This window comes from Microcoleus anatoxicus, from assembly GCF_042465725.1.
GTDB lineage: Bacteria > Cyanobacteriota > Cyanobacteriia > Cyanobacteriales > Microcoleaceae > Microcoleus > Microcoleus anatoxicus.
On record NZ_CP120853.1, the window covers coordinates 2,681,336 to 2,694,213 of the forward strand.

Genomic DNA, 12,878 nt, shown 5'->3' on the forward strand with positions numbered 1-12,878 from the left:
AAATTGTTTTGAGTAATGACGCAACTTGCAATTGTTGAAGCCTTCTCTGACTTGATTGATACTCGTTGCGGCACAGGATCGCGCCATCAGCAGGCACTTTGTTTTGCTATGTTCACGGCGTTGCAGTTGCTGCCGGGAACAAAGGTTTTCTCGCAATTGGGGATTGGCGAGGGAGCGCACAAAGCGGAATTAGTAAAACTTTTTCAACCACCAAAGGGACGAATTCCTTCTTATAGTACGATTCAACGCACTCGCTTTGCGGACAGAGTATCAGAGTTATTCAGCCTGCTTATCCCGTTTTTTTGGTGTTCAACCATTGCCAAGAGAAACAATCGCTATGGACGGTAAAGTAGTAAGAGGTTCATATGAGGCAATCAGCGATGATCCCGCATGTGGATTCACATCCAGCTATTATGCTGGTTAGCGCCTACATTGTTGAGCGGGGCTTGATTCTGGAACCTTATGAGGTGGATTCAAAAACAAACGAAATCACAGCAATTCCTGCATTTATCGAACAGATGGCAGTCAAGGGCGTGGTTTTTGCCTTTGATGCCATTAGCACCCAAAAAAAACACTTCAGGTGATCGTTGACAGTGAGAATGATTACGTGGGTGCGCTCAAGGGCAACCAATCTGGATTACTAAAAGCAGTCAAAGGCTGTTTTAAATCACAACAGAGCGCTCAAAAAATGAACAAAGGTCATGGTCGTATTGAAAAAAGGACAGTGAGTATTACACAGGATTTGACAGACCTTCCCAAATTTCCGGGACTCAAGACCTTGATTAGAGTTGAATCAGAACGACAAGTATATCGTGCCAACATCATCGAGTATGGCAGAGAAACCCGCTATTATATAGCTTCATTTGTTGATACAGCAGAAGCTTTTGGAAAAAGAATCCGTGGTTATTGGGGAATAGAGAATAAAGTGCATTATGTACGGGATGTGACCCGGCGTAGAAGATTCTTCACGCATTAGAACTACCCCAAAGCGTGCAAATCTGGGCAACGGCGCGTAATTTTGCACTCAATTTATATCGAGAGTATGGATTTCAGAATATGGCTCAAGCTCAAGGACTGGCTGGGTTTGGTCTTAACACACTCAAGGAATTATTTAGAATGAAATAGCCCTGCCCCAAATATAGTCTGTCTACTTACGCCGAGCTGTACTAGCGTGCCAAGATATGGGTGAAGTGGCAGTTCGGTAATGTCCGATTAATTTTTGATTAACCTCCGCGCCTACCGCCCTTTGAGTGGCTAAAAAAGTCAGCTACTGAAACCACTCTCCGCAGAGAGTGCTAATTGTGACGACTGAATGCTCATCCGCCAATGTCCCCTTCGCATTGGCGCCCGTCACGCGCGAGGCGATCGCAAAGAAAAAAAACACAACTTTTCGCTTTCCTGAAACCGCTTAGATCCTCGTACAGCAGGTCGGAGCCTTTGAATTAATTATCAGAGGAGGTGTATTTCTCCTCAGTTAATCATCCAAAAGGCTGAAGTTAATTATCCGTTTTTTCAGCCCGTGTAGCCATGCTGCACCATGTTGTCAACTGTTGCAATCTAAAAAAGGTTAGCAATGCTTACCGCGAAAATTTTGATTGGGAGTTTTCTGTTAATATGACTATCCAAACTATCAACGATGTACTATTTCCCCCTTTCCTTTTTACCACTCTCTTTTGCTTAGCCTCAGTATTCCTGCACAAACCTGAAGCAGCCCAAGAAGAACTCACAGACAATCGAACCCAAGTAAATGTGTCAACAGTCGCAACACCATCCGATGGTATTGGCAGTGCCGTAAATGGAGCAACAATTGAAATTGAGAAACCAGCCAGATCCCATCACACTCGCCATCAGACCACAGGCAAAAAAACACCAAACAAACCAGCAAAACAAATTGATTTTGCCGCACATTCAGGCGCAAGCACAACCTCAGTTCCTGCCGTTAATACTTCAATAATTTCACTTAGGCAAGCTCGCAAAATTGCTAGCGCCATCAAAGCTGCTGCGCCAGAACTGGGGTTCAAGCAAAAAGTTAACGGCTCTGATTCCTCTATTGAATGGTTGCAGGCTCAAATCAAAAATCGGCTGGAAAATTCTCCCCTAATTGTGATGCCTATCATCCTCAAGCTTGCTCCCAAAGCGGTGATTGCAAATACTCTAGCATCTGCTACTTCCGAACTAGGTGAAAGTGCGCGTTCAGTGTCCTAACAGCGAACGAAAAGTTTCTCAACCAACCAGCGCACTCGTTTACCCTCCGAAACTTATAACAATGCCCAAGCCTTCGTAAGGCTTGGGCAGTTCTTTTGACCAGAATAAGCGATTTTCCAATAAAATCCTAATTTTTTATTAAAGGGGAACAAAACTAGCAAAACAACTTGCAAAGTGAATCTAAAAATAGTATAATCAAATTATTACAAGCGCCACTTCTATTTGAGCGTACTGTTATGGCGGCAATTAAACCTGTTACCTTCCTAGACCTCATAGATGCGATCGCCACCTTGCCAATTATCAATTTGCCTGAGAATTTAAGTCAGTTGAGTAGCAATAAAAGCCAATCTAACTGCAATAAAGGGCGCGGGCGGAGGCATCGGAGGCGCTGCGCCCCGCAAGTGGCCCATCAAGCGATAAAAGCTTGGAGGCAGACTTGACGAAAGCTCCCTTTCGTCCAATAATCAAGGAATTTACTCTAAGAGGCTGCGCCGTGAAGGTTCTTGGGAATGGGCGCGCTAAGATTTTGACGCCTGCAGAAATTGACCGACTGTTTGACCGGGGTTTTATTACAGCAAGGGACAGGCTTTTGTTTGCTGTAACTTTTTACTGCGCCTGCCGCATTTCAGAGGCGTTAGCTTTAACAACTCACGACATTGTTGGGGGGTCAGTCACGTTGCGGAAAGCGACGACAAAGGGGAAATCAGCAACGCGAACGCTGCCGCTCCATCCTATGCTGGCTAAGTATTTAAAGGCTTACAATCCAGATGTGGGTTTTTTGTTTCCGGGGCGAGAGGGTACGAAGCCTTTGACGCGCTCTTTTGCAGATTTGATTTTTAAAGAAGCTTGCAAGCGGGTAAGAATTAAGGGAGCTTCCACACATTCCATGAGGCGGACAGCACTCACGAACTTGAGCAATGCTGGGGTGCCACTGCGGGTGATTATGGAGATTTCGGGACACAAAAATTTGTCTAGTCTCCAGCGCTATTTGGAGGTACAGCCGGAACAGCTTGTCAAGGCGATTGGGCTTTTGAAGTGAGGCGACAGAGTTCAATATTTTCCTGTCTGTCCTTTAATATTACCGGAGTTTATAGATATTCCGAAACCGACAGCATTCAGCATCAAACAGCAACTTAACCGTTCCCGTTCCGCTATTCCGTCCTTTCAATCCAATAATTTCAGCCGTTCCCCCATCAGGAGAATCAGGATTATAATAATCGTCCCTGTAAACTCCAAGCACAACATCCGCATCCTGTTCAATTCCACCAGAGCCACGCAAATCCGATAAACTCGGACGCTTGTTCGTGCGAGTCTCTACCCCCCGATTGAGCTGAGAAAGCAGCAAAACGGGCGCATCAACCTCGCGAGCCAAAATCTTCATCTGTCGCGTAATTTCGCTGATTTTATTGACAACATTTTCATCCGCCGAATTCACCATCAATTGCAAGTAATCAACAATTACCAAACCCAATGGGCCGCGCTCACAAACAAACTCCCTAACTCTGGAACGAATCTCTAAGGGAGACGGTTCCAAACTTTCGTCTATCCAAAAATCAGCATCGCTAACTTTCCCCAAAGCCGAAGCTAGCACTTCGTACTTACCAGCTAGGTTAACTTTCCTGATATCTTTCACCGACACCCCACTCTCAAGTGCCATTAGTCGCGCTGCCAAGTCCCGACCTGGCATTTCCATCGAAAACATCAAAACTCGACCGTTCGTGGAAAGGGAAGCAATGTTGTAGCCAAGCGCGCAAGCCAAAGCTGTTTTGCCACTGCCGGGGCGACCTCCTATGACAATCAATTCACCTCGGTAAAATCCCCCTCCCAAGAGGTCGTCGAGGTCGTAAAACCCCGTGCTGATTCCAGGAAAGTAGTTAGCAGTCTCCAAGCGCTCTTCCTCAATTTCATCTAGATATCGCCAAAGCTCCCCGCAGTATTCCGAGAGAGGCCGAATAGCTTTTTGCCGCTCTTCTTTGTACTTATTGAGGGCAAAAATCTTTTCCTCGGCTTTATTTAGTATCGCATCCAATTCGGTGGAAGTCTCGTAGCCAAGCTGCACGAGGTCATTACCAACTTTGATGAGTTCGCGCCGGACAAACTTGTCTACGACTAGCAAGGCATACTGGTCGATGTTGACGGCTGAAACAGTTCGGTCTACCAGCATTACCAGTTTGGTTTGACCCCCTACTACTTCCAGCAGGTTGTGGTCGTCGAGGAAGGTGGTGACGTTCATCAAATCTGTGGGCTGCTCCTTAGAGTGCAGCGCTAAAGCGGCCCGATAAATGTGTTGGTGGACTGTAATTGCTAACGCTTCGGGACGCAGAATATTTGCGACTCGGTTAATCGCGATTGGGTCGATCAGAATTCCGCCTAAAACTGCTTCCTCTGCATCAATGTTGCTCGGCATAATTTTGTCAACAAAACTGACTGCCATGTCTGGTATTCTCCTTTGAGCTTGTTGTTAATTAAACTGTACTAAAAGTTGTCTAAAGGATTAGATGCTGTCTACATGGGTTAAATCATCACTGTTTTCACAGCTAAGTTAAATAACTAAGTAGTAGATAATTTGTTGAAAATTTGTTTTACGTGCTGAGGAAATCGATGCATCCACTGCAAGTAAATTTGCTGCTGAATACCTAGCGCTGCAAAAGCTTCTTTGCCTAGTTGCTGGAACTGTTCGCATAACGTTCGGTGAGTTTCTAATGGCATATAATGAGGGTCAACATAATCCTCAGTTATTCTTGTTGTCTGTGCAGAAGAAGAATCTTTTGGAGTTGGAGAAGAGCCTGTTGAAGCTGGAGACGAAACAACATTTGTTGGGTTCAAGTTTTGAAAACCGTTAGTTTTTTCCCACCAGCGACCGCGCAAACAATCAACGACCCACCCTGAAGGGTTGGATATTTGCTTTGTTTGGCTTCGGACTTGCAGCAGGTTTATGGCGGCTTGAATTTCGTTTAAGCTGTGCTGGAGCACACAAGTTTTTAATTCGGGATTCATGCCTCCTGTGGCTCGTGTAACGGCTTCGACAATTTCAGTTGCTTCGGGATTGGCAATTGCAACCGCTTCGATAATTTCAGTTGCTTCGGGATTGGCAATTGCAACCGCTTCGATAATTTCAGTCGCATCACGATTAGTAATTGGAACGGCTTTGACAATCTCAGTCGCATCGGAATTGGCAATTGCAATTGGTTCTACAGTTTCAGTCACATCGGAATTGGCAATTGCAATTGGTTCTACAGTTTCAGTTGCATCGGGGTTGGCAATTGCAACCGCTTCGATAATCTCAGTCGCATCAGAATTAGTAATTGGAACGGCTTTGACAGTTTCAGTGGCATCGGGGTTGGCAATTGCAACCGCTTCGACAATTTCAAGAACTTGGGGAGTAACGGGCGAAGATATTTCAGGACTTAACGGAACAGCTTTATTGGTAGGTATTGGTGATTTGGCGGCAGAGATTGTTGGATTGTCGAGGCTGTTGAGTTCTGTCAGCAGTTTTTGCGGGGGTTTAGAGGTCAAACCTCTTTGTTCTGGAGTGCAAGGCATTGCCACATCGACTGCCTGACTGTTATCTGAATTAATAGTCAGACATTCAGCGGTTGGGGCGGAATATTTATTTTCAGTAGGGGTTTTTAGTTTTTGTTCTGAATTTTTATTTAATTCAGTGCTTTTAGATTTGATCCCAGTTACAAGCTGTGGTTTTTTATCTTGTGATGTTAAATTTTCTTCCTCTTTAGAACAATTTAAAAAAACAGCAGCAACATTTTCAGTGCTTTGCTGTTCTTTTTTATCCTCTGTAAAGAGTACGGCACCATCAGGGTTTGAACCCCCTGTTTGCTCAATTTTTGGCTGGTTCAGTCGATTTTTTGACGGATTGCTCAGTTTTTGGAATTTTGAATTGGTGTGAGTGAAGGGACGAACGTCGCCCAGGTGCTGCACTGCTATGCGGAAAATGCCGCACCCATAGTTTTTAAGGATTTTGACCAAACCAAGTTTTTCGAGTTGTTTGAGGGCTGCCCGCCTGGTGTTGGGGCTGTAGGGCTTGCCGTTTCGGACTCTTGTGGCTCGTTTTTCGCCCAAGGGGATGCAATTGATGTCGATTTCCTCTGGTTTGCCACCGATGCAGGTTCTGTACAGGTAGAGGGCGAGTTTGAGGGCGCTGGGGGTAGCGCCTTCTAGTATAGAGGCTAGGGCTTCGTAAATTGCGGCGTGTCGGGCGAATGGCGGTTTGTGCCAGGTAGTTGTATCTGCAACCATTTTTTATTCCGGGGTAAAAATGAGCGTAAATGTCCCTTCAGGCGACTGTGACAGCCTCTTTCGCGCGAAAGAGGCTGTTGTTAAGTGGGCAGGGGGGTATTGAGCGATCGCCTGTCGAAGGTGGGATGCACTCCGCAGTGTCGCTCTACACGACGAGCAGCGTTCAGGCAGGTCGCGAAGGTATCCGCAGCGGTTGAGGTCTTTTTGAACAAAGTGGACAGTTTTAGCACACCCCCGCGAGGTAGCGCTATTCAACCAATTAAGTTACAAAGACTGTCTGCAGGGTCTGCATTTGTTGCAGGGTCAGCGCGCGACCATCTTTCCAATACTGCCAGACCCACCGTAATGGGATTTAGTACCATATCAGTTTTATCAAACTGATCAAGGGGCAAATCAATGGCTGAAACCTTTGTACAGTAAGGCTTTCAAAAATAGCTGGTCAGGCGATGGGGCGTTTTAGTCAAGCGATGGGGCGTTTTGGTCGGGCGATGGGGTATTTTTGTACTAAAGCTCAAACCTTTACACAGTAAGTATTTAAAGGCTATTTTTCCGACAATTTTTTTTAGTACAGCTTGTACTAAACTTTGTACTGAACTCTGTACTTAAAAAACCAGTCTCCGGAAGGCTGGCCGTAATGAAACTAGAATTTACGCAAAACTTCTAACCCACATTCCGCACCCTCTACTGTCACAATCGGTTTTTACTGAGATATTGCACCAATGTCATTAAGCCTATAAAAGCTAGGTTTTTGGCGATCGCATCAACGGAAAATCAAGGGTTAGGGTCGGTTCTTGAGAATGGTGCTCTTCGGTGAGTTTTTACGGAATTTGGGAAACAAAATTAGTCACTTTGTTAAAGTCAGTAAGCCAACTGAATTTTTTATCTACTTGTTTGATATCTGTACGAGCAGCATCCATCTAGATACCAGTTCTATTCACGTTGATGGACAGTACCTACCCTCAGTTAATTCTAGTTAAGGGTGATACGAGATCCTCACCGAATAGCTTTGAAGACACAAAACCGCAGACCGATTCAGAAACAGACCTCAAACAGATAACCATTACTCATAGACTACCGAGTTGAGATCCGGTGGAGCCTTGGCAACTGCTACGAATCCAAGAGAGTTGGCCATCAATGACCCAACTCTCTTGGATTCGCGCGAGTGCGATCGTTATTAGTTGATTTTTAGGTCTGATTACTCATAAAAAATACCGCTCAATTCGATAGGTCAACCTGCGGAATGTGGGTTTCATGGGAGAAAGAACTGAGGTTAGTTTTGAATATCCAATACTGTTGTGTAATTCTTTGTAAAATATATTCTTCTATCAAACGAATGACTGTTATTTTGAAGGTTTCTTGAGTGTCAGCGTTTAACATAATAAGTAGGTAGTGGTTTTTGGCAAGGTGAGTCGTGAGTTTGTGTATAGAATCTTTGCTGATGTTCGCAACTCTCGTGTGTATTTTTGCTAGTTTAGATATTTATCAGTTAATAGAACCGCTTTGATATCTTGAGGGCGATCGCTCGCAAGCAAGCAGTCGAGCGCCCCCAAAAGCTCTTTTTTGAGGTCGTTTTATCATTTGTGGTCGTCGTCAGAAATTGTCACCACAGTATAACTAATAATTTTTCGAGGCGGGTAACTTCATAATTGCGATCGTTATTTTCACTCTCCCAACTGAAATTATGACTTTTTTGCATATTTTATGAGCCGGAAGTCAAGGCTTGTTGCCTTGATAGCCGGAAGCTGACAATCCTGTTGAGGGAAAAATAACGATCGCGCAGATTCTCCTGCGATTGCTCGAGTGAGTTTCTTTCTCCCCATCATAAAGGGGGTAGCTGACCCGGATGTGGTATAATCAGAAGACTTCAGTGCCCAAGCCAAAAAGCGTTCTGTGTAATACAAAGCCAGTTGATTGCTCACACCATTAAAAACCGCATCAAAAGCGTGTTCAGCCCAAGGAATTTCGAGCATTACCGCACGATTGCCAGTGGCTCGTAATTGTTCGTAGAGAGAGCGTCCAAACTTGGCTTCAACTATATGGTCGCGACCTGCATAAACCAGTAGAGAAGGGGGAAGGTTGGGTTTAACATAATTGATGGGAGAAGCTTGACGGTAAAGCTCTCCTAATTGGTCGGGGGTTCCTCCCAGAAAGTCACGCAGAATGGCTCGGACGTTTAGGGGGTCGGGAAAAGGTGGGTCATAATATCCCCGGAGCAGGTTATTTGGCCCGTAGTAATTAACTACTGCTCGAACTGGAACTGTAGTTGAACGATAAGCATAAAGCGATGCTAAATGGGCACCGGCTGACCTTCCCATCAGAGCAATTCTGTCAATATCGATTTCCCACTCAACGGCATGGGTTTTGATATACGAGAGAGCGGTTTCTACGTCCTCCAACTGAGCTGGAAACCGATACTGGGGAGCGTGGCGGTAATCAATTGCTACTACGCAATAGCCCCTCGCAGCCATGTAGCGGCTAAATTCCTCATTGCTATTTGGAGTGCCTCTTTGCCAAGCTCCTCCGTAGAGGATGACGATCGCCGGATATCTACCAATTTGCATCGGCCGGTAAACGTTTAGTTGCAGTTTCACTCGATCGGGGTTGGCAAATACAACGCCTTCATTCATGCGAACTTCCCGAAGGGGAATTCCCCGGAAGGCATCTGCTAGGATAAACGGTTGAGGGCGTAGTTTTGCCTGTTCAATTTGAGGAACGGCTGCTAAATAGTTTGTCCCTAAAACTGCTTGAACTTCGGCCGCCATCCGTGCATTGGCTGCTGGGAACTGTAGCAGGGGGATTAGGCTGAGGATCAAGGCAAGCAGGCTACAAACCAGGGATGTGGACTGAAAGTTAATTTCTACCCATGTCTACCCAAAACTACCCAGTTTGTCCCTCTTCCTCAATTAATTGGTCAACAAACAATCTCAGCCTTTCTTGCCAATCAGGGATAGCTTTGAGTTTCTCTTTCTGTCCTTCATACCCCCTAAACGCAATAACCGCCTTGTCTGTTGGTCGCGCAAGTCGTTTGAGAGCGCCGTATGTATTGTGTTTCTGAAAAGGCATTGACACCACCTGTATGTGTAGGTTAACCTACTTGTACCACACATTGAAAGGTCGAATCAATGCTTTTAAGTTTCTTCACTGCATTAATCCCGAACCACAAGCAAATTACAGCTTTCAAAAAAGCATCAGGCGTTGCCAGACATAGTTACAACTGGGGGAACGCCCTGATTCAAGATTTGCTCAAACAACGCGAATCCGACAAAACACTCAAAATACCATCAGCCATTGACTTGCACAAACGGTTGGTTGCCGAAGTAAAATCAGTAAATAACTGGTACTATGAAACCAATAAAAATGTCCCACAAAAAGCATTAGGAGACTTGCGTCAAGCCTGGGACAGGTGTTTCAAAAAAATATCTCAGCAACCTAGATTCAAGAAAAAGGGACAAAAAGATTCCTTTTACCTAGAATCAGGAACCAAAGCCAAGCCAGGAATTAATAACGATGGCAAGCGAGTCAAATTGCCATCTATTGGATGGGTAAAACTTGCCGAACCATTGCCGCTGACAGCAGTTCACAATTGCGTAATTAGTCGCACCGCCAATAGGTGGTTTATTGCCATCAAATACGAAGTTGAATTGCCAGAAGTTGCAACAAGTCGTCCGGTTGTTGGTGTTGATATCGGGATTAAAGAACTTGCTGTTTGCTCGGACGGTAAAGTCTTTGCGAATCCCAAAGCTTACCGACGGATGAGCAAACAGCTCAAGCGAAAACAGCGTTCGGTAAGTCGTAAAGTCAAAGGCTCTCTTAATCGTGCTAAAGCGATTAATAAACTGAGCAAACTCTATGCTAAAGTAGCAAATATCCGAAAAGACGCCATACACAAGCTGACTAATTATCTTGCCAAAAACCACAGCGAGATTAAGATTGAGGACTTGAATATTAAAGCGTTTTTGAAGAATCACAAATTAGCCGGAGCGATTTCTGATTGTGGGATGTACGAATTTAAGCGGCAATTAGAATACAAAACGATTAAGTTTTCATCTAAACTAACAGTCGTAGATAGATTATTTCCTAGTTCGCAGATTTGCTCCCACTGCATCAAACATCGACAGAAAATGCCCTTAAAGAATCGTGTCTACGTCTGTCCTGATTGTGGCAATGTTCAAGACAGAGATTTGAATGCGGCGAGAAACATAGAACGTTGGTTTGAAGGTATTTTTGTCCCAGAACGTTCGGATATGGCGGTGAGTTCCACCGCGTCAGCCTGCGGAGTAGACAAACCCGACAATAGCCATGTTGTCGCTACGGTGAAACAGGAAGTTAACACCAAAATTACTCATCTCCAGTTAAGTCTAGATTTGGGTAGCTCTGGGTAAGTTTTTCAGAACGGATGTGTTGTAGAGCCAGCCTTGTTGTCGTCTGAAGATGGTTAGCTGCATGGCGATCGCATTAATACCCACAAGCCAAGGGCTAATTTCTGGCGCTCCCACTGCCAAAGGAAACAGGGACAGTGTGGGCGCTGGTACGATGACCCAGAGGCTGAGAAATAATCCAACTGCACTCATAAAAGAAGGGATGAACAGCGAGACTAGAAACGATACCAATGAGACTAGCTTTTTGCCACTATTTTTAGGTTGCACAGATTTTTTCCCAAAGCCAGATTTTTAATTATTACGCCGTAAGTCCCCACTAGAGTACACTTTAAACCCAAGAGCTGCTGAGGGGCTGATATTCATAACTTGAAAAGGGGCGAAAGTCATTATAGCATTGAGCAGTTATATTACACAGCAGGCGAAACTGGAGTGGTGTCGGCGGTAGATTGACTTGCTCTACGCGCACCTCTACCAAACTGGGATTCCTCAATAGAACTTCAAAAATCTCACTATTCAAATATCGCGGACAATACCCGACAATATGGTGGTCTTCTGTATTTAAAGTCAAGGCTTTAGAATCATAATGATTTTGAAATTCGTGAGCTAACCACAACTTTTCTCCTGTCTCTAAGCGGTTAATTCGCTCAATTGCACAGGGTGGCAAATACCGCAGTCCCTGCAAGAAAAAGTGAAGGCGATACCGCCCTTCAGAATCTGGTTCAGGAATGAGAAAAACAGTTAGAGTATCTGTTTCTCGCCGCCCACCGCTGCGGGCTAGCATGGCAATTGGATCGCTTTCATCTTGAGTCAGATTTAGCCAGTGAATAAAACTTGGGTAATCGGGGCGATTTTTCGGCATCAGCCGATTAACAAATACGGAAAATAAGTAGGTTGATGTATATACTTCACCTAAGCGCGGAAACGAGGGCAAGGGTTCAAAACCGCACTTCTTTTGAGCTTCTAAAACGCCTTGCGTGTAGGTAAATTGGTAGTTGGTTCCGTCAAATGTTAGCCTGCCAATGGGAAACCAGGAACGGCTGTTTGGATCTTGCCAAGCCAAAAAAAGCGTTGAGTGTGTTTTCACGGTAGCGTTTTCCTCAAGTTAAGCAGTCTGTGTTGATTGAATTCAAGAATTTTTTGGGCAAACTCGGCTGCAATCGGTGAGATACGAGTGTTAGGAATTCGATTAAAAATATCTAGTAGATTCGCCTTTGAGATACTTTCAAGTCGCTCAATCCATATATGCGCTGCATTCGGATAACAACGTGCAGCGCAGTCAAATACATCAACAGTTTTGAGGGGCTTTTTGTCATCAACGTTGCCATAAAACGCTGAGAAACATTTGTTAGCATAAGCGTCTACTGAGCGTTTTTGCCTTTGTTCATCTGAGAGGTCGCGCCCCAGACTGGAAGCATGATCGTAACTTGGTGCTAGGTGTGCTGTTTTGGATGTAGTGGACGCTAGATTTACTGTTTTGGATGCAGTGGGTGCTACGTGTGTTGTTTCGGATGTAGTAGGCACTGCCTTATTTCGGACAACACCCCAGTTTTCGTGGTGGCGATCGCCATTGCCTATCCACGCATCTAACAGGAGATAGCCGACAAACACTTCTACAGCTTTTTGGATGCCACTGGGTACTGTGCAACCAATAGGTAAATTCACAGATTCATCAGAGATAATTCTCAGCACTAGATCAATTGTATGTTGTGACAGGTTGTAGGTTGCAAAGGTGGGGTAATTTGGTACGATGGGAGTAAGAAGTTCGTTACCGTGAACGAGGGTGCCACCGTTAGGCAAAAAGTAAGAAGAGACTACACCGAGATTCCCCTCACTCGTGGCGGCCAGTTCATAATTAGCATGAGGAATTCCCAGTAATTCGCACAATTCGGAGGCCACTTTTTCTGCCCAATCTTCGCCTAAATCAAGTCTTGCTTGTTTGTACAGGCAGCGGCCGAGTTTTGGGTGTTCAAACCAAAACTTATACTTGCTCCCCATTGCTTCCTGATTAGAAAGTTCGTAAGCTTGAGGGGTGACAATAAT

General features: G+C 44.9%; 15 protein-coding genes. 8 read left to right on the forward strand and 7 right to left on the reverse strand.

Annotation, left to right across the window (positions count from 1 at the left end):
* Positions 1–15 precede the first annotated feature (15 nt).
* From P2A85_RS11640 to P2A85_RS11665, 6 genes are all read left to right on the forward strand, one after another.
* Positions 16–348, forward strand: a complete 333-nt coding sequence (locus tag P2A85_RS11640) for a hypothetical protein (RefSeq protein ID WP_377480007.1) — start codon at positions 16–18, stop codon at positions 346–348.
* 17 nt (positions 349–365) lie between these two features.
* Positions 366–584, forward strand: a complete 219-nt coding sequence (locus P2A85_RS11645; protein WP_190655493.1) for a hypothetical protein — start codon at positions 366–368, stop codon at positions 582–584.
* Positions 581–976 (forward strand): ISAs1 family transposase, encoded by a 396-nt coding sequence (locus tag P2A85_RS11650; RefSeq protein WP_377480010.1) that lies wholly within the window; start codon positions 581–583, stop codon positions 974–976. The genes P2A85_RS11645 and P2A85_RS11650 overlap by 4 nt, the downstream gene beginning before the upstream one ends.
* A 638-nt stretch (positions 977–1,614) precedes the next feature.
* Positions 1,615–2,205: a hypothetical protein gene (locus P2A85_RS11655; RefSeq protein WP_377480013.1), complete on the forward strand. Its 591-nt coding sequence runs from the start codon at positions 1,615–1,617 to the stop codon at positions 2,203–2,205.
* A 236-nt stretch (positions 2,206–2,441) separates the two neighbouring features.
* On the forward strand, positions 2,442–2,645 hold the full coding sequence (locus tag P2A85_RS11660) for a hypothetical protein (protein WP_377480016.1): 204 nt from the start codon (positions 2,442–2,444) through the stop codon (positions 2,643–2,645).
* Between the two features lie 86 nt (positions 2,646–2,731).
* Positions 2,732–3,244: a tyrosine-type recombinase/integrase gene (locus P2A85_RS11665; RefSeq protein ID WP_377480019.1), complete on the forward strand. Its 513-nt coding sequence runs from the start codon at positions 2,732–2,734 to the stop codon at positions 3,242–3,244.
* Positions 3,245–3,283: 39 nt separating this feature from the next.
* Here the strand turns inward: P2A85_RS11665 and dnaB are convergent, their stop codons facing one another.
* A complete protein-coding gene (dnaB, locus tag P2A85_RS11670) occupies positions 3,284–4,639 on the reverse strand; it encodes a replicative DNA helicase (RefSeq protein ID WP_377480022.1) in 1,356 nt (451 codons plus the stop codon).
* A 116-nt stretch (positions 4,640–4,755) separates the two neighbouring features.
* Positions 4,756–6,459, reverse strand: coding sequence for a hypothetical protein (locus P2A85_RS11675; RefSeq protein WP_377480025.1), 1,704 nt, complete (start codon positions 6,457–6,459; stop codon positions 4,756–4,758).
* Positions 6,460–6,488: 29 nt separating this feature from the next.
* On the opposite strand from P2A85_RS11675, the gene P2A85_RS11680 reads away from it, so the two are divergent.
* On the forward strand, positions 6,489–6,656 hold the full coding sequence (locus P2A85_RS11680; RefSeq protein WP_333257765.1) for a hypothetical protein: 168 nt from the start codon (positions 6,489–6,491) through the stop codon (positions 6,654–6,656).
* A gap of 1,482 nt (positions 6,657–8,138) precedes the next feature.
* Here P2A85_RS11680 and P2A85_RS11685 read toward each other — a convergent pair.
* Both P2A85_RS11685 and P2A85_RS11690 read right to left on the reverse strand, forming a co-directional pair.
* Entirely contained in the window at positions 8,139–9,221 is a 1,083-nt protein-coding gene (locus P2A85_RS11685; protein WP_377480028.1) for an alpha/beta hydrolase fold domain-containing protein, read from the reverse strand.
* A 115-nt stretch (positions 9,222–9,336) separates the two neighbouring features.
* Positions 9,337–9,522, reverse strand: coding sequence for a hypothetical protein (locus tag P2A85_RS11690; protein ID WP_333343239.1), 186 nt, complete (start codon positions 9,520–9,522; stop codon positions 9,337–9,339).
* 59 nt (positions 9,523–9,581) lie between these two features.
* Here P2A85_RS11690 and P2A85_RS11695 point away from each other — a divergent pair, with 59 nt between their 5' ends.
* Positions 9,582–10,841, forward strand: coding sequence for an RNA-guided endonuclease TnpB family protein (locus P2A85_RS11695; RefSeq protein WP_333463460.1), 1,260 nt, complete (start codon positions 9,582–9,584; stop codon positions 10,839–10,841).
* Here the strand turns inward: P2A85_RS11695 and P2A85_RS11700 are convergent.
* The 3 genes from P2A85_RS11700 to P2A85_RS11710 all read right to left on the reverse strand — a co-directional run bounded on the left by P2A85_RS11700 (position 10,818) and on the right by P2A85_RS11710 (position 12,833).
* Positions 10,818–11,105 carry a hypothetical protein gene (locus tag P2A85_RS11700; RefSeq protein ID WP_377480032.1) on the reverse strand — a complete coding sequence of 96 codons (288 nt, stop codon included), beginning with the start codon at positions 11,103–11,105 and terminating at the stop codon, positions 10,818–10,820. The two genes, P2A85_RS11695 and P2A85_RS11700, sit on opposite strands and share 24 nt — an antisense overlap.
* Positions 11,106–11,166: 61 nt before the next feature.
* Positions 11,167–11,922 carry an HIRAN domain-containing protein gene (locus tag P2A85_RS11705; protein WP_377480035.1) on the reverse strand — a complete coding sequence of 252 codons (756 nt, stop codon included), beginning with the start codon at positions 11,920–11,922 and terminating at the stop codon, positions 11,167–11,169.
* Positions 11,919–12,833: a hypothetical protein gene (locus tag P2A85_RS11710; protein WP_377480038.1), complete on the reverse strand. Its 915-nt coding sequence runs from the start codon at positions 12,831–12,833 to the stop codon at positions 11,919–11,921. The genes P2A85_RS11705 and P2A85_RS11710 overlap by 4 nt, the downstream gene beginning before the upstream one ends.
* Between the last annotated feature and the right edge of the window lie 45 nt (positions 12,834–12,878).

Coding starts and splice junctions, on each gene's coding strand:
- P2A85_RS11675 (WP_377480025.1), bottom strand. CDS start 6,459: ATGGTTGCAGATACAACTACCTGGCACAAACCGCCATTCGCCCGACAC.
- P2A85_RS11655 (WP_377480013.1), top strand. CDS start 1,615: ATGACTATCCAAACTATCAACGATGTACTATTTCCCCCTTTCCTTTTT.
- P2A85_RS11660 (WP_377480016.1), top strand. CDS start 2,442: ATGGCGGCAATTAAACCTGTTACCTTCCTAGACCTCATAGATGCGATC.
- P2A85_RS11680 (WP_333257765.1), top strand. CDS start 6,489: ATGTCCCTTCAGGCGACTGTGACAGCCTCTTTCGCGCGAAAGAGGCTG.
- P2A85_RS11690 (WP_333343239.1), bottom strand. CDS start 9,522: ATGCCTTTTCAGAAACACAATACATACGGCGCTCTCAAACGACTTGCG.
- P2A85_RS11645 (WP_190655493.1), top strand. CDS start 366: ATGAGGCAATCAGCGATGATCCCGCATGTGGATTCACATCCAGCTATT.
- P2A85_RS11695 (WP_333463460.1), top strand. CDS start 9,582: ATGCTTTTAAGTTTCTTCACTGCATTAATCCCGAACCACAAGCAAATT.
- P2A85_RS11685 (WP_377480028.1), bottom strand. CDS start 9,221: ATGGCGGCCGAAGTTCAAGCAGTTTTAGGGACAAACTATTTAGCAGCC.
- dnaB (WP_377480022.1), bottom strand. CDS start 4,639: ATGGCAGTCAGTTTTGTTGACAAAATTATGCCGAGCAACATTGATGCA.
- P2A85_RS11710 (WP_377480038.1), bottom strand. CDS start 12,833: ATGGGGAGCAAGTATAAGTTTTGGTTTGAACACCCAAAACTCGGCCGC.
- P2A85_RS11640 (WP_377480007.1), top strand. CDS start 16: ATGACGCAACTTGCAATTGTTGAAGCCTTCTCTGACTTGATTGATACT.